Origin of the sequence: Pseudooceanicola lipolyticus, assembly GCF_002786325.1 — a bacterium.
Taxonomy (GTDB): Bacteria; Pseudomonadota; Alphaproteobacteria; order Rhodobacterales; family Rhodobacteraceae; genus Pseudooceanicola_C; species Pseudooceanicola_C lipolyticus.
Map to the genome: position 1 here is coordinate 1 of NZ_PGTB01000069.1, position 20,073 is coordinate 20,073.

Below are 20,073 nucleotides of genomic sequence, written 5' to 3' on the forward strand. Positions count from 1 at the left end.
CCAGCGCCTCGGCCAGCACCTGGCCCTCGCGGCGGATCGGCCGGGGCAGGCGGCGCCCAGCGCGTGCCAGCGCGGTGGGAAAGCTGCGGGCGCGGATGCCCAGCTTGCTGCGCATCAACTCCATGATCGGATCGATCTGGTCGGAAAACTGGTCTGTGTCGGTCACGTAAGCATCCCCCGGTCGGCAGGCTAGCCGCTGTGCGCGCCGCTCACAATAGCGCTGGCCGCGGCGTGGTACAGCAGCTATTTGTCGGCCATGTTGAACCAGATCACCCATGACGGCCCCGCCGGCGCCCCGCCCGTTGTCATCGCCCACGGGCTGTACGGGTCGGGCCGCAATATGGGGGTGATCGCGCGCCGCCTGTCCGACCGTGGCCCGGTGGTGGCGGTGGATATGCGCAATCACGGCGCGAGCCCCTGGTTTGACAGCCACAGCTATCCCGAGATGGCCGATGATCTGGCCGAGGTGATCGCCGACTTGGACGGGCCGGTGGATGTGGTGGGCCATTCGATGGGCGGCAAGGCGGCGATGATGCTGGCGCTGAACCATCCCGAGGCGGTGCGCCGCCTGGTGGTGGCCGATATCGCGCCGGTGCCCTACAGCCATTCGCAGCTGCCGTTCATTCACGCCATGCGGGCGGTCGACCTGTCCACGGTGACCCGCCGGTCCGAGGCCGAGGCGCAGCTGGCCGATCATGGCGTCGACCGCGCCTTGCAGAGCTTTTTCACCCAGTCACTGGACCTGGGCGAGCAACGCTGGCGGCTGAACCTGGACGCGCTGGAGCAGGCGATGCCCGAAATCATGTCCTTTCCCGAGACCCAGGCGGTGTGGGAGGGGCCGGTGCTGTTCCTGACCGGCGCCGAGTCCGATTACGTGCGGCCCGAACATCGCGAAGCGATCAACGCGCGGTTTCCGCATGCACGCTTTGCCAAGATTCCGGGGGCGGGGCACTGGCTGCATGCGGACAAACCGCGCGAATTCGAGGCGACGATCCGCATCTTTCTGGAGGCCTAGGCGCGTCCGACCCGGCGCCGATTCCTTGCCCGCAAGGAATTACTCCATGGTTTTTTCGCTAGAATCGCATGAAATCGCGCCTTGGAATCATGGGCATTCACCGCTTTTGTATCATTTCCGACACAATTGGCCCGGCTTTCTCCTAAATTCCGTCAAGATTTCCGGCAAATGTCCGCATACTCTCAGAAAAAAAGGGAGCAGGGACATGACGGCATATGTAATCACATCAGTTCTGAGCGGCCTTTTGGCGGGTGCCTATGGTCTGGTCGCCTATGGATCGGGCATCTGGTCGATCCTCGGCTGGTACCTGGCCGGAGGATGGGCCGGGTTCCTGATCATGATCGTGCTGGTGATGACCGTCGGCGCCGCGCGTCGCCTCCAGGGCGCCGACCTGGGCGCACGCGCCTGACGCGGCCGAACCGCTAGGCCGGGCCGGACCACACTGTCCGGCGACCTGGCCGTTTTTTCCATGTTTTCCTGAAATTGCGGCTGCGCCGTCAGCCCTCGGCCGCCGGTTCCAGCTTGTCCTGGGTGCGCAGTTCGAAATCGCTGGCATCGTGGCGTTCGTGCAGTTGCATCGCCGGATCGCCCGAGCTGCGGTTCACCATCCGCCCGCGTTGCACCGCCGGGCGCGCGTCGATCTCTTTCGCCCAGCGCTGCACATTCACATAGCTTTCGACATCGAGAAATTCGCCGGCATCATACAGACGGCCCAGCGCCAATTGGCCGTACCAGGCCCAGATTGCCATGTCGGCGATGGTATATTCCTTGCCGGCGACAAATTGATGCTGATTCAGTTGCCGGTCCAGCACGTCAAGCTGGCGCTTGGTTTCCATCGCAAAACGGTTGATCGGATATTCCCATTTCTCCGGCGCATAAGCGTAGAAATGGCCAAAACCGCCTCCCAGATAGGGGGCGCTGCCCATTTGCCAGAACAGCCAGGACAGGCATTCCGGGCGTTCCGCCGGATCGGAGGGCAGGAAGTCCACGAATTTCTCGGCGAGATAAAGCAGGATCGCGCCGGATTCGAAAACCCGCGTCGGCGGGGTGGTGGAATGATCCATCAGCGCCGGAATCTTCGAGTTTGGATTGACCGCGACAAAACCGCTGCCGAACTGGTCACCCTCGCCGATATCGATGCGCCAGGCGTCGTATTCGGCGCCGGAATGCCCCTTGGCCAGCAGCTCTTCCAGCAGCACCGTGACCTTTACGCCATTGGGGGTAGCCAGCGAGTAGAGCTGTAGCGGGTGCTTGCCCACCGGCAGCTCCTTTTCATGGGTCGCACCGGCGACGGGGCGGTTGATGCTGGCAAAGCGCCCGCCACTCTCCTTGTCCCATGTCCAGACTTTCGGCGGGGTATAGGCGGAGGAGTCGGTCATACTGGTTCCATTCTGCTGGGCCGGTTCATCATCCGGTGCAAGCTATTGCCAAAGGCGCTGCGGTCAAGGACCGCGGTCTAGTGCCCGGCCAGCACCAGGGTGCGGTCGCCGGTGGCGCGGCGATACCAGGCCGCGATCAGCGCCCGTTCCTCGGGCGCGATGAAGGTCACGTTTGCGGGCGGCATCGCGGTGCTGATCCCGGCCTGCAGGTAGATCATCCGCGCGGCGGCGGCGATGTCGTGGTCGGTTTCCAGATAGACATGGTTCGGCGCCCAGCGGATACCGTCGTAAAACGGTTCGCGCGCATGGCACATCGAACAGCGGCCCAGCACGATATCGCGCACCTGGTCGAATTCCGCTGCTTCGGCAAAGCGTTGCTGGGACGAGGTGAGCCCTGCCTGCGCGGGCGCCTCGTTGCGGACCAGACCAATGCTGGACAGCCAGATGATCGCCAGAAACAGCAGCGCGGTGACCGCCCAGGTCCAAAGCGGCTGGCCTTTGCGGGCGTGCATCGAGTTGAAATAGTGCCGGATCGTCACCCCCATCAGGAACACCAGCGCCGCGATGATCCAGTTATATTCGGTGGCGAAGGCCAGCGGATAATGGTTGGACAGCATCAGGAAGATCACCGGCAGGGTGAGATAGTTGTTATGGGTCGAACGCAGCTTGGCGATCTTGCCGTATTTCGGATCGGGTTTGCGGCCGGCCTTGAGATCGGCCACCACCACGCGCTGGTTCGGCATGATGATGAAGAACACATTGGCGGTCATGATGGTGGCGGTGAAGGCGCCCAGGTGCAGCATCATCGCCCGGCCGGTGAAGATCTGGTTATACCCCCAGCCCATCGCCACCAGCAGGACGAACAGCAGCAGCATCAACGCGGTGGGGCGTTCGCCCAGCCCCGATTTGCACAGATAGTCATAGACCAGCCAGCCGATGGTCAGCGATGCGGCCGAGATCGCGATGCCCTGCCACAGCGCCAGGTCGGCCTTGGCGGCGTCCAGCAGGTAAAGTTCGCCGCCGACCCAATAGACGATCATCAGCATCGCCGCGCCAGACAGCCAGGTGGAATAGCTTTCCCATTTGAACCAGGTCAGATGCTCGGGCATCATTTCGGGCGCGACCAGATATTTCTGGATGTGATAGAACCCGCCGCCATGCACCTGCCATTCCTCGCCATCGGCGCCGGGGGGTAGGTGCGCCGCCTTTTGCAGACCCAGGTCGAGCGCGATGAAATAGAAGGACGATCCGATCCAGGCGATCGCGGTGATCACATGCAGCCAGCGCACCGCAAAGGCGATCCAATCCCAGGTGATGGCAAGATCCAGCATGTCGGTCTCCGCGTTGTGCCCGGCTCAGTCTAGCGCGGGCGTTTGATTTGCATCCATGGTGAAAAACCCCTGAGCAGTTTCAAATAACAGCAAAGAATGCTGCCGATTGTGGTCTTGTCCGTCTCGAAACGTCCGGCCGGCAACGGGACAGCGGCGTATTTTTCATCCGGCGATTCCGGTGCAAGTTCTTGAAGCAAATAAATTTTCACATCAGCGTGAGGTTTTACGCCACTGTCACAATGCCCGGACAGTTTGCGAGAATCGAGCAAGCGTCGCTATGCTCAATTATTCATCAAAACCTGGGAGACGATGATGACCTTCAAAGCTATTTTAGGAGCGTCCGTTGCAACACTTGCCATTGGCAATGTTGCCAGCGCGCAGACCGAGATTGAATGGTGGCACGCATTTACCGGCCGGCTGGGCGATCTGGTCGCCGAGCAGGTCGAGACCTTCAACGCGTCGCAGAGCGAATACAAGGTCGTGGCCAGCCACAAGGGCAACTATTCGGAAACCCTGAATGCCGGCATTGCTGCCTTCCGGGCCGGTGAACAGCCCGAGATCCTGATGGTTTTCGAAGTCGGCACCGCCACGATGATGGCGGCGCAGGGCGCGATCAAGCCGGTCTACGAGGTGATGGAAGATGCCGGTGTCACCTGGGACCCGGATGCCTATATCGGATCGGTCAAGGGCTATTACACCAATACCGACGGTCAGATGCTGTCGCTGCCGTTCAACTCGTCCACCCCGGTGCTGTGGCAGAACCGCGACGCCTTTGAAGAAGCGGGGCTGGACCCGGATATGGACCTGTCGACCTGGCAGCAGGTTGGCGAGGCGCTGGACGCGCTGAAAGCCGCCGGGCATGATTGCCCGCTGACCACCGCCTGGCAGAGCTGGATCCACCTGGAAAACCTGTCGGCCTATCACAACGTGCCCTTCGCCACCGAAAACAACGGCTTTGCCGGGCTGAACACCGAGCTGGCCTTCAACAGCCCCACGCATGTCAACCATATCCAGGCGATGGGCGATTGGGCGCAGGACGGCAAGTTTGTCTATAAGGGCCGCCGCAACGAGGGTGGTGCCGATTTCCGCGCCGGCACCTGTGCGCTGTTCACCGAAAGCTCGGCCGGCTATGCCGGGATCTCGTCGGAGGCAGAGTTCGACTTCGAAGTGCGCCCGCTGCCCTATTGGGACGGTGTCGACGGTGCGCCGCAGAACACCATCATCGGCGGTGCGTCGCTGTGGGTGATGGCGGGCCATTCGGAGGAGGAATACAAGGGCGTCGCCGAATTGCTGAACTTCCTGTCCTCGCCCGAGATCCAGGCCAAGTGGCATCAGGATACCGGCTATCTGCCGATCACCGCAGCGGCCGGCGAGCTGACCAAGGAGCAGGGCTTCTACGAGGCCAATCCGGGCACCGACATCGCGGTGATGCAGATGACCGCCAAACAGCCGACGGAAAATTCCAAGGGTCTGCGCCTGGGTTCCTTCGATCAGATCCGCGGGATCATCGACGAAGAGCTGGAGGCAGTGTGGTCCGGTGACAAGACCGCGCAGGCCGCCCTGGACAGCGCCGTTGAACGCGGCAACGTCCTGCTGCGCCGGTTCGAAGCGGCCAACTGAGCGACAAGGGGCGAGGCGGGTCATCCCGCCTCGCCACTCCCGTGCTTCACCCGTTGCCGCATTTTTCCTCTGATGCCAGGATCAATGAAGCGGGCTGTGACGATTTGCAGGATGAAAAGGCCTTTGGGAAAAGTGCGATTTGACGGGATAACAGGCAAGGACGGCCCATGGAAAAGCGCGTGACCTTTCGGGGCTGGCTGCTGCCGATGCTGCTGCTGTTGCCGCAGGTGATCGTCACCGCGGTGTTTTTCTTTTACCCGGCGGGGCAGGCGGTTTGGCAATCGCTGTTCATTCCCGACCCGTTCGGGCTGAGCTCGACCTTTGTGGGGCTGGGCAATTTCGAATTCCTGCTGTCCGATCCCTATTATCTGGCCTCGTTCCGCACCACGGCGATCTTTTCCGGGCTTGTCACCCTGGTGTCGATGGGCGCGGCGCTGTGGCTGGCGGTGCTGGCCGACCGGCTGATCAAGGGGTCGGGCAGCTATCGCACCCTGCTGATCTGGCCCTATGCGGTGGCCCCCGCCGTCGCCGGGGTGTTGTGGCTGTTCATGTTCAACACGCGGGTCGGGGTGGTGGCCTGGTATCTGGGGCTGCTGGGCTATGACTGGAACCATGTGCTGAATGCGAACGAGGCGATGGGGCTGGTGGTGGTGGCCTCCAGCTGGGGGCGGATCAGCTATAATTTCCTGTTCTTCCTCGCCGGGCTGCAGGCGATCCCGCGCAGCGTGATCGAGGCGGCGGCGATCGACGGTGCCCGGTTCTGGACCCGGTTCCGCACCATCGTGTTTCCGCTGCTGTCGCCCACCACCTTCTTTCTGCTGGTGGTCAACGTGGTCTATGCGTTTTTCGAAACCTTCGGGGTGATCCACACCATCACCTCGGGCGGGCCGCAGCAGGCGACGACGATCCTGGTCTACAAGGTGTTTGCCGACGGCTTCGTCGGACAGGATCTGGGGTCGTCCGCGGCGCAATCGGTGATCCTGCTGGTGGTGGTCGGGCTGCTGACGGTGATCCAGTTCAAATATATCGAACGCAGGGTGCATTACTGATGGCTGGGCAACCTCGCGATGGCATGGTCGAAACCCGCGGCATTGGTCTGTGGCTGACCCACGCCGGGCTGATCCTGGGCGTGGCGGTGGTGTTCTTTCCGATCTGGCTGGCCTTTGTCGCCTCGACCGTGACCCAGCCCGAGATCGTCAGCCCGCCGATGCCGTTGCTGCCCGGCGACCAGTTCCTGGAGAATTACCGCCGCGCGCTGGTCTCGGGCGTCAATGCGCCGGTGGCGCGGATGTTGGTGAATTCCGCGATCATGGCCATTGGCATCGCGGTGGGCAAGATCGTGATCTCGCTGCTGTCGGCCTTTGCCATCGTCTATTTCCGGTTTCCGGGGCGGCGGCTGTTTTTCTGGCTGATCTTCCTGACTCTGATGTTGCCGGTCGAGGTGCGCATCGTGCCGACCTATGAAGTGGCGGCGCGGTTCGGGATGTTGAACAGCTATTCCGGGCTGATCTTTCCGCTGATCGCCAGCGCCACCGCCACCTTCCTGTTTCGGCAGTTCTTTATGACCGTGCCCGACGAGCTGGCCGAGGCGGCGCGGGTCGATGGCGCGCGGCCGATGCGGTTTTTCTGGGATATCCTGGTGCCGATGAGCCGAACCAACATGGCGGCGCTGTTCGTGATCCTGTTCATCTATGGCTGGAACCAGTATCTGTGGCCGCTGCTGATCACCACCGATCCGTCGATGAACACCATCGTGATGGGGATCAAGCAGATGTTCCCCTCGGGCGACGATGTCGCCGATTGGCCGGTGATCATGGCGACCTCGATCCTGGCGATGCTGCCGCCGGTGGTGGTGGTGATCTCGATGCAGCGGCTGTTTATCCGCGGCCTTGTCGAAAGCGAAAAATAACCGATGGCAACTCTGACCCTGACCGACGTGCGCAAATCCTTTGGCAAGACCGAGGTGATCCACGGCATCGATATCGACATTGCCGAGGGCGAGTTCATCGTCATCGTCGGCCCGTCGGGCTGTGGCAAGTCCACGCTGCTGCGGATGGTGGCCGGGCTGGAGACGGTGACGGCGGGCGAGATCTGCATCGACGGCAAGGTGGTGAACGGCATGGAGCCGATGGACCGCGACATCGCCATGGTGTTCCAGAACTATGCGCTGTACCCGCATATGTCGGTCTTCGACAACATGGCTTACGGGTTGAAGATCGCCAAGACGCCCAAGGCCGAGATCGAGGCGCGCGTCGCCCAGGCGGCGACGATGCTGCAGCTGGAGCCTTATCTGCGCCGCAAGCCGCGTGAACTGTCCGGCGGACAGCGGCAGCGGGTGGCGATGGGCCGCGCCATCGTGCGCGAGCCGGCGGTGTTCCTGTTCGACGAGCCGCTGTCGAACCTGGATGCCAAGCTGCGGGTGCAGATGCGCCTTGAAATCAAGGCGCTGCAGAAACAGCTGGGCATCACCTCGCTTTACGTCACCCATGACCAGGTCGAGGCGATGACCCTGGCCGACCGGATGATCGTGATGAATGCCGGGCGGGCCGACCAGATCGGCGCGCCGCTGGAGGTTTACGAAAATCCGCAGACCGAGTTTGTCGCCGGTTTCATCGGCTCGCCGGCGACCAATTTCCTGCCGGCCGAGGTGTTGGGCCTCCAGCAGGCCGGGGGCCACCGGGTCGGCATCCGGCCGGAACATGCCGAACTGGTGCCGGATGGCGGCGGCAAGCTGTGCGGCAGGCTGGCCTTTGCCGAGGCGCTGGGCGCGGAAGCCCTGCTGCATCTGAGGCTGGAGAATGGCGAGATGTTCACCCTGCGCCAGGACAGCACCCGCCCGGTTCCGGCCGAGGGCAGCAACTGCGCGCTGGACTGGCCGGAGGCGCGGCAACTGGTGTTCGACGCCGAGGGAAAACGCCTCTGAGCGCGGCGGTTACGCCTCGGCCCGGGCGCAGTCGGGGCAGAGGCCCTTGGCTTCGATCATCACCTGTTCGATTACAAATCCGGTCTCGCGCGCGGCCCGGCCCAGGCTGCCGCGGGTGATTTCGGTTTCCGCCTCGGCCACCGCGCGACATTGGCGGCAGACCAGGAAGGCGGGCACATGGTCGTGATCGGGCCGGGTGCAGGCGGTATAGGCGTTCAGCGCCTCGATACGGTGCGCAAAGCCGTTCTGAACCAGGAAATCCAGCGCCCGGTAGGCCACCGGCGGCTGCGAGCCCAGCCCCTCGGCGGCCAGGGTTTCAAGAATGTCATAGGCTCCGAGCGCGCGGTGCTTTTCCAGCAGCAGTTCCAGCACCCGGCGCCGCACCGGGGTGAAGTGCAGTTTTTTCTCGGCACAACGGGTTTCCGCGGCCTGCATGGTATCGGCAACGCATCCCAGATGGTCATGGGTTTCAAATCCGATGGGTTTCATATGCGGCTCCGATGCTGCGACGTCTGGTACGATATAACATTGAATCGGCCCAGGCACAGGCCCGGCTGTGGCGAGATCGGATTGCCAGGAGAAAGGGGAGGATTGGGGCCGTCGCGGCGAGAAAAGGTTGCTGGCCCCGTTTCACCAATTTTGTCGATGGCAGGGGCCGGGTTCCCGGCGCTCAATCCTCGGTACAGAACAGTTCGTACACCACCTCGAGGATGCGGCGGGCGCGGTCATCGGCCAGGCGGTAATAGATCGCCTTGCCCTCGCGCCGCGGCGCCACCAGCCCGTCCAGCCGCAGGCGCGACAGCTGCTGGGACACCGCCGCCTGCCGTACCGAGAGCAGCGTTTCGAGTTCGGTGACCGATTTTTCCCCGCTCACCAGGTGGCAGAGGATCATCAGCCGCCCTTCGTGGCTGATTGCCTTGAGGAAATTGGCCGCGTCGGTGGCCTTGCCGAGCATCCGGTCGACATCATCCTCGGACCCGTCGGCAGAGGCTTGGGGATGCGCCATTCTCCAGCTCCTCGACACAGCGACCTGACCCTTGCGCGGGGAAACCCCTGCGCTTCACTCAACGTAAGTTGAATATGTGAATGGCACAAGCGACCGCTGGCTGGGGTGCGGTGCCGGGGCAGGCCCGGCACCGCGTCAGGCGGCGGGTGCGGCGTCAGATCGCGAGGTATTCGGCGCGCAGTTCGGCATTGTCCAGCACCTCGGCGGCGGTGCCGTCGAACACCACGCTGCCGGTGTCCAGGATCACCGAGCGGTCGGCCAGGTTCAGCGCGCGCACCGCGTTCTGTTCGACGATGACGGTGGTGATCCCCAGTTCCTTGATGGTGATCAGGGTCTTTTCGATCTCGTCGACGATCACCGGCGCCAGCCCCTCATAGGGTTCGTCCAGCAGCAGCAGCTTGATGTCGCGGCACAGGGCGCGGGCAATCGACAGCATCTGCTGTTCCCCGCCCGACAGAGTCACGCCTTCCTGCTTGCGCCGTTCGCCGAGGCGCGGGAACAGGTCGTAGACGCGCTCGAGGCTCCAGCCGATCGGCGGGGCGATCTGCGCCAGCTGCAGGTTTTCCTCGACCGTCAGGCCGGGAATGATGCGCCGGTCTTCGGGAACCAGTGCCAGGCCCGCGGCGGCGGCCTCGTGGCTGGCCATGTTGTGCAGCGGCTGGTGATCCAGCCAGATCTCGCCATGTTTGATCTCGGGGTCGCCCAGGCGGGCCAGCGCACGCAGGGTCGAGGTTTTGCCGGCGCCGTTCCGCCCCAGCAGCGCGAGGATCTCGCCCTCGTGCACGTTGAAGTTCACGCCCTGGACGATATAGCTTTCGCCGTAATAGGCGTGGATGTCCCAGACCGAAAGGAAGGCCGGGGCGGTGCTGGCCTTGTTGGCGCTTTTGTTGAAGTCCGGTGTGACGTTCATCTTGTGGTCCTTTTGCGTGTCGGTGGCGGCGCGGTGCGGTGGGCCGCGGCGGCGTCAGGCGTTTTCGCCCAGATAGGCCTCGCGCACCTTCGGGTGGCCCTTGATCTTTTCCGGCGTGTCCTCGACCAGCGGCGTACCCTGGGCCAGCACGGTGATCCGGTCGGCCAGGCTGAACACCACATGCATGTCGTGTTCGATGATGGCGATGGTGATGTCGCGTTCGTCGCGGATCTGTTTCAGCAGGTCGATGGTGTTGTTGGTATCGGCCCGCGCCATGCCGGCGGTGGGTTCATCCAGCAGCAGCAGGCGGGGCTCCTGGCTGAGGCACATGCCGATTTCCAGCCGCCTTTTGTCACCCCGCGACATCGCCGCGGCGTGCATGTCGCGCTTGTCGATCATGTTCATGTCGACCAGCATGTGCTCGGCGCGTTCGATGATGTCCTTCTGGCCGCGCACCGCGCTCAGCGCGTTCAGTTCGAAGGCGCCGTCGCGCTTGGCGAAACAGGGGATCATCATGTTTTCCATCACCGTCAGGTCGCCGAAGATCTCGGGCGTCTGGAACACCCGGCTGATGCCCATCTGGTTGATCTCGTAGGGCGCCCGGCCCAGCACCGACTGGCCATCGAACATGACCGAGCCGGTATCGGGGATCAGCTTGCCCACCAGGCAGTTCAGCAGCGTCGACTTGCCGGCGCCGTTAGGGCCGATGATGGCATGCACCGTGCGTTCGGCGACCGAGAGGTTGACGTCACCCAGGGCCTGGAGGCCGCCGAAGCGTTTGTTGACGTTCTTGACTTCGAGGATACCCATCGCGCTGCCTCCCTATTCGGCCGGTTTGGATTGGGTGGCGGACTTGGCCGCCTTGTTACGTTCGCGCCGGTTGGAGAACAGCCGCAGCAGCCGTTGTCCGCCCTCGACCAGCCCGCCGGGCAGGAAGGTCACCACCAGCATGAACAGCAGGCCCAGGGTCAGGTGCCAGCCGGGGCCGACGAAATGTTCGACCACCCAGACCGCGGCATTTTCCATGCCATCGGGCAGGAAGCCGAACCAGCCATGCAGCACGCCTTCGTTGATCTTCGAGAAGATGTTCTCGAAATACTTGATGAAGCCGGCACCCAGCACCGGGCCGATCAGCGTGCCGGCGCCGCCGAGGATGGTCATCAGCACCACCTCGCCGCTGGCGGTCCACTGCATCCGCTCGGCCCCGGCCAGCGGGTCCATGGTGGAAAGCAGCCCGCCGGCCAGCCCGGCATACATGCCCGAGATCACGAAGGCGGCCAGCGTGTAGGGGCGGGTGTTCAACCCGGTGTAATGCATCCGCTGCTGGTTCGACTTCACCGCCCGCAGCATCATCCCGAAGGGCGAGCGGAAGATGCGCACCGAGACGTAGAAGCTGATCAGCATGATCACCGCGCAGAGGTAATAGCCGGCGTTGAAGGTGAACAGCCAGGGCCCGATATCGAGCTGGACGCTGGAGCGCATGGTGACGCCGAACAGGTTGGGCAGGTCGGGCGCGCCGGCGGTTTGCAGCAGCTGCGGGTCGGAGGTGTAGACCTGCAGCCCGGTTTCGCCATTGGTCAGGTTGAAATTCGAACTGGGATTGCCCAGCACCGAATAGGCGAGGTTATAGGACATCTGCGCGAAGGCCAGCGTCAGGATCGAGAAATAGATGCCCGAGCGGCGCAGCGAGATATAGCCGATCACCACCGCGAACAGGCCCGAAACGATGACCGAGAGCACGATACCCGGCAGCACGTTGTAGCCCAGCAGCTTGAACATCCAGACCGCCGAGTAGGACCCCACGCCGAGAAAGGCGGCGTGGCCGAAGGAGAGATAGCCGGTCAGCCCGAACAGGATGTTGAAGCCGATGGCGAAGATGCCGAAGATCACGAACCGCTGCATCAGGTCGGGATAACCGGCGTTGAACTGGGCCATGGCCGAGCCGTCGGGAAACGGGTTCAGAAGGAACGGTGCCAGCAGGGCCAGGGCGGCCACGATCAGCAGCAGCCGGGTGTCTTTGGTGTCGAGTCCGAACAAGGCTTAGTCCTCCATCACGCCCTTGCGTCCCATCAGGCCGCGCGGCCGGGTCAGCAGGATCAGGATTGCTACGAGATAGATGATGATCTGGTCGATGCCGGGCAGGATGGATTTGACCTCGTTCATCGATGCGAAGGCTTCGAGGATGCCCAGCAGGAAGCCGGCCAGCACCGCGCCGGGCAGCGAGCCCATGCCGCCGACCACGACCACCACGAAGCTGAGCACGAGGAAATCCATGCCCATGTGGTAATTCGGCGAGTTGATCGGCGCGTACATCACCCCGGCCAGGCCGGCGACGGCGGCGGCGAGGCCGAACATGATGGTAAAGCGGCGGTCGATATTGATGCCCAGCATGCCGACGGTTTCGCGGTCGGCCATGCCGGCCCGCACCACCATGCCGAAGGTGGTGAATTGCAGGAAGGCGAAGACCGCGCTGACGATGACCGCGGCGAAGGCGAAATAGACCATGCGCCAATAGGGGTAGATGATCACATTGGGATCAAAGCCCAGCAGCACGCCGAAATCGAACGAGCCGCGGAAGGCGGCGGGCGCGCCGGTGGGGATCGGATTGGCGCCGTAATAATGTTTGATGATTTCCTGCAGCACGATGGCCAGGCCGAAAGTGACCAGGATCTGGTCGGCATGGGGGCGCTTGTAGAAATGCTTGATCAGCCCGCGCTCCATCACATAGCCGATGACCAGCATCACCGGGATTGCCAGCACGATCGCCAGCGGCACAGACCAGTCTATGATCGTGGCGCCGACCTCGGGCCCGAACCAGGATTCGACATAGGGCGTCTTGACCTTGAGCGGGTTGCCCAGGAAGTCTTTCTGCGTTTCGTCGATGGTTTCAAAGCTGAGTTGCAGCAGGCGCTGCATCGAGACGGCGCAGAAGGCGCCGATCATGAACAGCGCGCCATGCGCGAAGTTCACCACGCCCAGCGTGCCGAAAATCAGGGTCAGGCCCAGCGCGATCAGCGCATAGGCCGAGCCTTTGTCGAGACCGTTCAGGATCTGCAGGATGATGGCGTCCATGGTTCCCCACCTGGAATGTGAGTTGCGGGAATTGCTCGGCACGCGCCCGCCGCCGGGGCGGGGGGTAGGATGGGGGTGACCCCCATCCTACGGCTTGCGTGTCGGGGTGGCGGGATGGGGTCAAACCCCATCCTGCGCCCGGATCATACGCCCGGGTTGCACTTACCCAGATCGCCGCCGGCGAACATCGGGTGATCATGCGGATAGGTGACCTGGCCCACAGGGGTCACCTCGACGATTTCCACCAGGTGGAATTCGTCCTGCGGGTTCTCGGCGCCACGCACCACCAGCACGTCCTTGAAGCACTGGTGATCTTCGGCGCGATAGAGGGTCGGGCCGTTGCCCAGGCCGTCGAATTCGAACCCTTCCAGCGCCGCGCCGACGGCGCAGGGATTGAACGAACCCGCCCGCTCGACCGCGTCGGCATAGAGCAGCGTCTGGGCATAGCAGGTCTGTGCCGCCTGGCTGGGCGGGAAGCCGTATTTCTGGCCAAAGGATTGCACGAAGGCCTTGGTGCCCTCGTCCTGCAGTTTCCAGTCCCAGTTCTGCGAGCCGACGATGCCCTTGATGTTCTGGCCGGCGCCTTTCGCCATCAGCTCGGAATAAAGCGGCACGACGATTTCGAAATCGGTGCCGTTCACCTGCTTTTCGCGCAGGCCGAACTGCACCGCATTGGTCAGCGAGTTGACCATGTTGCCGCCGTAATGGTTCAGCACCAGCACGTCGGCGCCCGAGTTGATGACCGGCGCGATATAGGACGAGAAATCGGTCTGCGCCAGCGGCGTCAGCACGTTGTTCACCGTCTGCCAGCCCAGCGCCTCGGTTGCGGCCTGGATCGATTCCTGCTGGGTCCAGCCCCAGTTGTAATCGGCGGTCAGGTGATAGGCGCGGCGTTCCGAGCCGTAGAGGTTCTGCAGCACCGGCGCCAGGGCGGCACCCGACATATAGGCGTTGAAGAAATGGCGGAAACCATTGGCCTTGCGGTCCTTGCCGGTGGTGTCGTTGGAATGGGTCAGGCCCGCCATGAAGATCACGCCGGCTTCCTGGCAGAGACCCTGCACCGCCACCGCAACGCCCGAGGAGGAGCCGCCGGTGATCATCACCGCGCCGTCCTTTTCGATCATCGACTTGGCACTGGCGCGGGCAGCGTCCGACTTGGTCTGGGTGTCGCCGGTGACATATTCGACCTTCTTGCCGAGAATGCCGTTGCCCTTGAGCGACTTGGAGGAGAAGGTATTCATCATCCCGCCATCGCCGCCGCCGTTCAGATGCTCGACCGCCAGCTCGTAGGCGCGCAGCTCGTCCGCGCCCTCATCGGCATAGGGGCCGGTCTGCGGCACGTTGAAGCCCAGCGTGACGGTGCTGCCCGTCGGTTCGTTGGTAAAGGCCGAGGCGGACGAAGCGGTAAAGATCGTCGGCAACGCGACGCCGGCGCCGGCGATTGCGCCGGTCCTGAGCACGCCACGGCGTGAAAAATCAGTCTTGGACATAAACATCCTCCCTTTTCGTGAAATGCATTGCGCGGCTCCTCAACGGCGCAATGCCGGCACTTCTGTGCAAAGAAAATATGCGCCGGAGGCAGAAAATTTCGCAATAAACCCCTTGATCGGAAGGATAATTTTGTAAATAAATCTACAGTCGAGGGAGGAGTTTTGTAAAATGCGTTATGTCGCGACGCAGAAAGCCGTTGAATTTCCGATAGAAACGGGACGGGCCGCGCCATGCCGCGCGACAGCCTGACCGGCACCCGTATCCGCGAGCGCCGGTCGATCGCCGGCATCCGGCAGGCCGATCTGGCGCGACAGATCGGTATCTCGGCCTCGTATCTCAACCTGATCGAACACAACCGCCGCAGAATCGGCGGCAAGCTGCTGATCGATATTGCCCAGGTTCTGGGGGTCGAACCCTCGATGCTGACCGAGGGCGCCGAAGCGGCGCTGATCGCGGCGCTGCGCGAGGCGGCAGCGGATGGCGAGGTGGCCACCGCCGAGATCGACCGGGCCGAGGAATTTGCCGGGCGGTTTCCCGGCTGGGCCGAGGTGCTGGTGCATGGGCATCGCCGCATCGCCTCGCTGGAGCGCACGGTCGAGACCCTGTCCGACCGGTTGACCCATGACCCGCACTTGGCGGCCTCGGTACACGAAGTGCTGTCGACCGCGGCCTCGATCCGCTCGACCGCGTCGATCCTGGCCGAAACCGGCGAGTTGGAGGCGGAATGGCGCGACCGCTTCCACCGCAACCTGAACCAGGACAGCCGTCGCCTGGCCGAAAGCAGCCGGGCGCTGGTGACATATCTGGATGACAACACCGCCGGCGATGATCCGCGCGGGGTGCCGCGGGAAGAGGCCGAAGCGTTTCTGGCGGCGCAAGGCTATCATTTTCCGGGGCTGGAACGCGGCGAGGCAGCGCTGGAGGACGTGCTGAAAGACGCGGCGGCGCCGCGGTCGGCGGCGGCGCGGGCGATTGTGCGCGAGACCCTGCAGCAATATTGCGCCGATGCCGCGGCGTTGCCGCTGGAAGCGTTTGCCGCGGCGCTGAAACGGTTGGGCCCGGATCCGGCGGCGCTGGCGCGCAGCTTTGCCGCCGATCTGCCGCTGGTGCTGCGCCGGATCGCAATGATGCCCGAGACGGTGCTGCCGGGTGGCGCCGGCCTGGTTATCTGCGACCCGTCGGGCGGGATGTTGTTCCGCAAGCCGGCCGGCGGATTTGCGATGCCGAGATTCGGCGCGCCCTGTCCGCTGTGGCCGCTGTTCCTGGCGCTGAGCCGGCCGTTGGTGCCGGTGCGCCGGCGGGTGGCGCAGCTGGGCCGGGTGGCGGCGCAATTTGACTGCCTGGCTTATGCCTGGCCGCTGGAGATGTCTGAATTGACCGAGGATCCGCTGTATCGCGCGATCATGCTGATCCTGCCGCTGCCCAGCGACGAGATCTCGGAGGAGGCGGCGGTGCGGCAAGTGGGCAGTGCCTGCCGGGTCTGCCCGCGCGTCGGCTGTTCGGCGCGGCGCGAGGCATCGATCCTGCGCGAAGAGTTTTGACAGGCGCGGGCGGGGCTGCGTAAGCTTTGCGCCAGGTGGCCAGGGCAACGCGCTGTGCCGCCGGCGCCAGGGGGAGGAGTGGCGGTTGACAGGACGACGGGTTCTCTTGATCGAGGACGAGCCGAATATCATCGAGGCGATACGGTTCCTGCTGACGCGGGATGGCTGGACCGTCGAGACCCATTCCACCGGCAGCGATGCGGTCGCGGTGGTGCAACGGGCGCGGCCCGACCTGGTAATCCTGGATATGATGCTGCCCGGCAAGAGCGGCATGGATATTCTGCGCGAGCTGCGCGATCTTGAGGAGCTGGCCAACCTGCCGGTGCTGATGCTGACCGCGCGGGGCCAGTCGCGCGACCGCGCGATGGCCGAACGCGCCGGGGTCAGCCGGTTCATGACCAAGCCATTTTCGAATGTCGAGGTGCTGACCGCGGTACGGGACCTGGTGGCCCAGGCCTCGCGGCAATGAAACCGCCGGACGAGGCCCCGCCCGGCGGCGATCCGCCGGGCGCGCCGCCGCTGTTCCTGGAGCGGCAGAGCTATCGTCGCCGCCGCCTGATGGACGCGGCCAAGCTGTTGCCGATATTGGGCGCGGCGCTGTTCCTGATCCCGTTGTTCTGGCCGACCGAGGGCGACGCCGCGGTGCCGATGTCGCGGGCCATTGTCTTTGTCTTCCTGGTCTGGGCCGGGCTGATCGGAGCGGCGGCGCTGTTTTCGCTCTGCGTGCGCAGCTGGGGCAATGCCGATCGCGCCGGCAAGACGGATGCGGATTGATGGCGTCGCTGAACCTGCTGCTGACCGTCTGTTTCGCCTATGTGGCACTGTTGTTCGCGGTGGCCTTTGCCGCCGACCGGGTGGCGGCGCGGGGCGGCAGTGCCTGGCTGCGCTCGCCGCTGGTTTATACCCTGTCGCTGTCGATCTACTGCACCGCCTGGACCTTTTACGGCGCGGTCGGTTACGCCGCGCGGTCGGGTTTGGAATTTGTCACCATCTATCTGGGTCCGACACTGGTGATGGTCGGCTGGTGGTGGGGGCTGCGCAAGCTGGTGCGGATCGGGCGGGCGCAGCGGGTGACCTCGATCGCCGACCTGATCTCGTCACGCTATGGCAAGTCCAACATGCTGGCCATCGGCGTCACCATCCTCGCGGTGATCGGGGTGACGCCCTATATCGCGCTGCAGTTGCAGTCGATCACGCTGTCGTTTTCGATCTTTGCCGATGCCGACCCGACCAGTGGCTTTCGCGAGGGGGCCAGCGTGATCTGGGTGGCGGCGGGGCTGGCGGTGTTCGCCATCCTGTTCGGCACCCGCAACCTGGACGCCAATGAGCGCCATCACGGCGTGGTCACCGCCGTGGCGCTGGAGGCCATCGTCAAGCTGATCGCGCTTCTGGCCGTCGGCATCTTTGTGGTCTGGGGCCTGTCGGGTGGCCTGGCCAGCACCATGGCCCGCATCGACGCCTCGCAGATCGGCACCTGGCAGGTCGATGGCGGGCGCTGGGCGACGATCACCTTTCTGGCGGCCGCCGCCTTTGTCTGCCTGCCACGCATGTTCCAGGTGATGGTGGTGGAAAACGAGGACGAACGTCACCTGCAAATCGCCGCCTGGGCGTTTCCGCTGTACCTGCTGCTGATGAGCCTGTTCGTGGTGCCGATTGCGGCGGTGGGGCTGGAGCTGATGCCGGCGGGGTCGAATCCGGACCTGTTTGTGCTGACCATCCCGCTGAGCCAGGGGCGCGAGGGGCTGGCGATGCTGTCCTTTCTCGGCGGTTTTTCCTCGGCCACCTCGATGGTGATCGTGGCGGCGATGGCGCTGTCGACGATGGTGTCGAACCATATCGTGATGCCGATCTGGCTGTCCTGGCAAGGCAGCGCGGCGGCGCAGTCGGGCGATGTGCGCAAGATCGTGCTGAGCGCGCGGCGGGTGTCGATCGGGGTGATCATGGCGCTGGGCGTGGCCTATTACGAGGTATCGGGCGGCGGCGCGGCGCTGGCAGCCATCGGCCTGATCGCCTTTGCCGGAATCGCCCAGATCCTGCCCGCCCTGGTCGGCGGGCTGTTCTGGCGCGGGGCGACGCGGCTGGGCGCGCTGGCCGGGCTGAGCCTGGGCTTTGCCATCTGGCTCTACACGCTGCTGCTGCCGGCGCTGGGCAGCGGGGTGCTGCCCGAGGCGGTGGTCGAGCAGGGGTTGTTCGGCTGGGCCTGGCTGAAACCCTATGGGCTGTTCGGAATCGCCGGGCTGGATCCGATCGTGCATTGCGTGGTCTGGAGCATGACGCTGAATGCGCTGGCCTTCTGCGTGGTGTCGCTGGCCACCCTTCCAAATCCGGTCGAACGCTTGCAGGGCGCGCAATATGTCAACGTGTTCGACCATTCCGCCGGCCCGCGCGGCTGGACCGGATCGGTGGCGCAAAGCGAGGATCTGATGGTGATGAGCCAGCGGATCCTGGGCGCGCAGGATGCGCTGACGTTGTTCGCGCGCGAGGCCGAATTGCAGGGCGGCCATGGCTATCTGCCCGAGCCGACGCCGGAATTCCTGAACCGGCTGGAGCGCAAGCTGGCCGGATCGGTGGGGGCGGCGACGGCGCATGCGATGGTGGGCCAGATCGTCGGCGGCAGCGCGGTATCGGTGCAGGACCTGATGGCGGTGGCGGATGAAAGTGCGCAGTTGTTGGAATATTCCAACAAGCTCGAGGCGCAGTCGGCCGAGCTGTCTCGCACCGCCCGACAGTTGCGCGAGGCGAACGAGAAGCTGACCCAGCTCTCGGTGCAGAAGGATTCCTTTCTCAGCCAGGTCAGCCATGAATTGCGCACGCCGATGACCTCGATCCGGGCATTCTCCGAGATTCTGCGCGACACCCATGATCTGAAGAAAGAGGAGATGCGCCGCTATGCCTCGGTGATCCATGACGAGGCGCTGCGGCTGACCCGGCTGTTGAACGACCTCCTGGACCTGAGCGTGCTGGAAAGCGGCCAGGTGAGTCTGAACATGCGCGAGGGGCGGCTGGCCGAGGTTCTGGACCACGCGGTATCGGCGGCGTTGGCCGGGTCCACCCAGCGGTTGCAGGTGATCCGGCGATCCGAGGGCGAAGCGCTGCAGTTGTGCTCGGATCTGGACCGGCTGGCACAGGTCTTTATCAACCTGATCGCCAATGCCGACAAATATTGCGATGCGGCGGCGCCGCAACTGACCATCGCAGTGCGCAGCGGCGGCGGTGTTCTGACCATTGATTTCATCGACAATGGCAGCGGCATCCCGGCCGAGGCACAGTCGATGGTGTTTGAGAAATTCGCCCGCGTCAGCGCCGAAAAGGCCGGCGGTGCCGGGCTGGGCCTGGCGATCTGTCGCGAGATCATGGAGCGGCTGGGCGGCAGCATCACCTATCTGAACGGCCGGCGCGGCGGCGCGTTCCGGGTGACCCTGCCGGTGCAAGGCGTGGCGCTGGCGGCGCAATGAGGCCGGCGTAAAGGCAATTGTAACCGGCTGCACCTAGATCTGACGGCGCATAAGCTTGGCGGGTTGGAGGGTATGGCAGCGACGGAATCGGCGACATCCGTGCAGCGCAAGATGGCCGCGGGCCGGGATGACTCGCACACGGCGGGGCGAACGGTTCTGCGGGCGCTGCGGCTGGGGCTGGCGCGGGCGGCGCGCGACGCGCTGAACTTGCCGGTGTCGGTGATCGGCATCACCCAGGCGCGGATGACCCAAGCTGCGCTGGTCGGGCATGTCGACGGCGACCGCCTGCTGATGCTGCTGGACCCGGTGAATATATTTCGCGATCCAGAA

The 20,073-nt window shown here is 64.1% G+C and carries 20 protein-coding genes and 1 pseudogene; 11 read left to right on the top strand and 10 right to left on the bottom strand.

Features of this window, described 5'->3' with window-relative positions:
* The first annotated feature begins 256 nt into the window (after positions 1-256).
* Both CVM52_RS15140 and CVM52_RS26630 read left to right on the top strand, forming a co-directional pair.
* The gene (locus CVM52_RS15140) at positions 257-1,015 is read left to right on the top strand and encodes an alpha/beta fold hydrolase (RefSeq protein WP_100163325.1); all 759 of its coding nucleotides are present in this window, start codon (positions 257-259) and stop codon (positions 1,013-1,015) included.
* 205 nt (positions 1,016-1,220) lie between these two features.
* Positions 1,221-1,424 carry a hypothetical protein gene (locus CVM52_RS26630; protein ID WP_133119857.1) on the top strand — a complete coding sequence of 68 codons (204 nt, stop codon included), beginning with the start codon at positions 1,221-1,223 and terminating at the stop codon, positions 1,422-1,424.
* A gap of 88 nt (positions 1,425-1,512) precedes the next feature.
* Here CVM52_RS26630 and yghU read toward each other — a convergent pair whose 3' ends face one another.
* The 3 genes from yghU to CVM52_RS27485 all read right to left on the bottom strand — a co-directional run bounded on the left by yghU (position 1,513) and on the right by CVM52_RS27485 (position 3,994).
* Positions 1,513-2,394 carry a glutathione-dependent disulfide-bond oxidoreductase gene (yghU, locus tag CVM52_RS15145; protein WP_100163326.1) on the bottom strand — a complete coding sequence of 294 codons (882 nt, stop codon included), beginning with the start codon at positions 2,392-2,394 and terminating at the stop codon, positions 1,513-1,515.
* 77 nt (positions 2,395-2,471) lie between these two features.
* Positions 2,472-3,725, bottom strand: coding sequence for a urate hydroxylase PuuD (locus tag CVM52_RS15150; RefSeq protein WP_100163327.1), 1,254 nt, complete (start codon positions 3,723-3,725; stop codon positions 2,472-2,474).
* 29 nt (positions 3,726-3,754) lie between these two features.
* Entirely contained in the window at positions 3,755-3,994 is a 240-nt protein-coding gene (locus tag CVM52_RS27485) for a hypothetical protein (RefSeq protein ID WP_133119858.1), read from the bottom strand.
* 43 nt (positions 3,995-4,037) lie between these two features.
* On the opposite strand from CVM52_RS27485, the gene ugpB reads away from it, so the two are divergent.
* The 4 genes from ugpB to ugpC all read left to right on the top strand — a co-directional run bounded on the left by ugpB (position 4,038) and on the right by ugpC (position 8,268).
* Positions 4,038-5,345 carry a sn-glycerol-3-phosphate ABC transporter substrate-binding protein UgpB gene (gene ugpB, locus CVM52_RS15155; RefSeq protein WP_240620977.1) on the top strand — a complete coding sequence of 436 codons (1,308 nt, stop codon included), beginning with the start codon at positions 4,038-4,040 and terminating at the stop codon, positions 5,343-5,345.
* 167 nt (positions 5,346-5,512) lie between these two features.
* Complete coding sequence (gene ugpA, locus CVM52_RS15160) at positions 5,513-6,394, top strand: sn-glycerol-3-phosphate ABC transporter permease UgpA (RefSeq protein ID WP_100163329.1); 882 nt, start codon at positions 5,513-5,515, stop codon at positions 6,392-6,394.
* A gap of 23 nt (positions 6,395-6,417) precedes the next feature.
* Positions 6,418-7,254 (top strand): sn-glycerol-3-phosphate ABC transporter permease UgpE, encoded by an 837-nt coding sequence (ugpE, locus tag CVM52_RS15165; protein WP_100163330.1) that lies wholly within the window; start codon positions 6,418-6,420, stop codon positions 7,252-7,254.
* A gap of 3 nt (positions 7,255-7,257) precedes the next feature.
* Positions 7,258-8,268, top strand: a complete 1,011-nt coding sequence (ugpC, locus tag CVM52_RS15170; RefSeq protein ID WP_100163331.1) for a sn-glycerol-3-phosphate ABC transporter ATP-binding protein UgpC — start codon at positions 7,258-7,260, stop codon at positions 8,266-8,268.
* A 9-nt stretch (positions 8,269-8,277) separates the two neighbouring features.
* On the opposite strand, the gene CVM52_RS15175 is transcribed toward ugpC, so the two are convergent.
* The 7 genes from CVM52_RS15175 to CVM52_RS15205 form a co-directional block, all read right to left on the bottom strand.
* Entirely contained in the window at positions 8,278-8,757 is a 480-nt protein-coding gene (locus tag CVM52_RS15175; protein WP_100163332.1) for a Fur family transcriptional regulator, read from the bottom strand.
* Positions 8,758-8,938: 181 nt separating this feature from the next.
* Positions 8,939-9,274 (bottom strand): ArsR/SmtB family transcription factor, encoded by a 336-nt coding sequence (locus CVM52_RS15180; RefSeq protein ID WP_100163333.1) that lies wholly within the window; start codon positions 9,272-9,274, stop codon positions 8,939-8,941.
* A 154-nt stretch (positions 9,275-9,428) separates the two neighbouring features.
* Positions 9,429-10,184 (bottom strand): ABC transporter ATP-binding protein, encoded by a 756-nt coding sequence (locus CVM52_RS15185; protein WP_100163334.1) that lies wholly within the window; start codon positions 10,182-10,184, stop codon positions 9,429-9,431.
* 54 nt (positions 10,185-10,238) lie between these two features.
* Positions 10,239-10,994, bottom strand: coding sequence for an ABC transporter ATP-binding protein (locus tag CVM52_RS15190; RefSeq protein ID WP_100163335.1), 756 nt, complete (start codon positions 10,992-10,994; stop codon positions 10,239-10,241).
* Positions 10,995-11,006: 12 nt separating this feature from the next.
* Positions 11,007-12,221 carry a branched-chain amino acid ABC transporter permease gene (locus CVM52_RS15195; RefSeq protein WP_100163336.1) on the bottom strand — a complete coding sequence of 405 codons (1,215 nt, stop codon included), beginning with the start codon at positions 12,219-12,221 and terminating at the stop codon, positions 11,007-11,009.
* A 3-nt stretch (positions 12,222-12,224) separates the two neighbouring features.
* Complete coding sequence (locus CVM52_RS15200) at positions 12,225-13,256, bottom strand: branched-chain amino acid ABC transporter permease (RefSeq protein ID WP_100163337.1); 1,032 nt, start codon at positions 13,254-13,256, stop codon at positions 12,225-12,227.
* Between the two features lie 143 nt (positions 13,257-13,399).
* On the bottom strand, positions 13,400-14,746 hold the full coding sequence (locus CVM52_RS15205) for a substrate-binding protein (protein WP_100163342.1): 1,347 nt from the start codon (positions 14,744-14,746) through the stop codon (positions 13,400-13,402).
* A gap of 231 nt (positions 14,747-14,977) precedes the next feature.
* Between CVM52_RS15205 and CVM52_RS15210 the strand changes: the two genes are divergently transcribed.
* The 5 genes and pseudogenes from CVM52_RS15210 to CVM52_RS15230 all read left to right on the top strand — a co-directional run.
* Positions 14,978-16,288, top strand: coding sequence for a helix-turn-helix domain-containing protein (locus tag CVM52_RS15210; protein ID WP_100163338.1), 1,311 nt, complete (start codon positions 14,978-14,980; stop codon positions 16,286-16,288).
* 85 nt (positions 16,289-16,373) lie between these two features.
* On the top strand, positions 16,374-16,757 hold the full coding sequence (locus CVM52_RS15215; protein ID WP_100163339.1) for a response regulator transcription factor: 384 nt from the start codon (positions 16,374-16,376) through the stop codon (positions 16,755-16,757).
* The gene (locus tag CVM52_RS15220) at positions 16,754-17,062 is read left to right on the top strand and encodes a hypothetical protein (RefSeq protein WP_100163340.1); all 309 of its coding nucleotides are present in this window, start codon (positions 16,754-16,756) and stop codon (positions 17,060-17,062) included. The genes CVM52_RS15215 and CVM52_RS15220 overlap by 4 nt, the downstream gene beginning before the upstream one ends.
* The gene (locus CVM52_RS15225; protein WP_100163341.1) at positions 17,062-19,743 is read left to right on the top strand and encodes an ATP-binding protein; all 2,682 of its coding nucleotides are present in this window, start codon (positions 17,062-17,064) and stop codon (positions 19,741-19,743) included. Before CVM52_RS15220 ends, CVM52_RS15225 begins: the two co-directional genes overlap by 1 nt.
* A gap of 72 nt (positions 19,744-19,815) precedes the next feature.
* Positions 19,816-20,073, top strand: a pseudogene (locus CVM52_RS15230) (hypothetical protein); the annotation flags it as partial.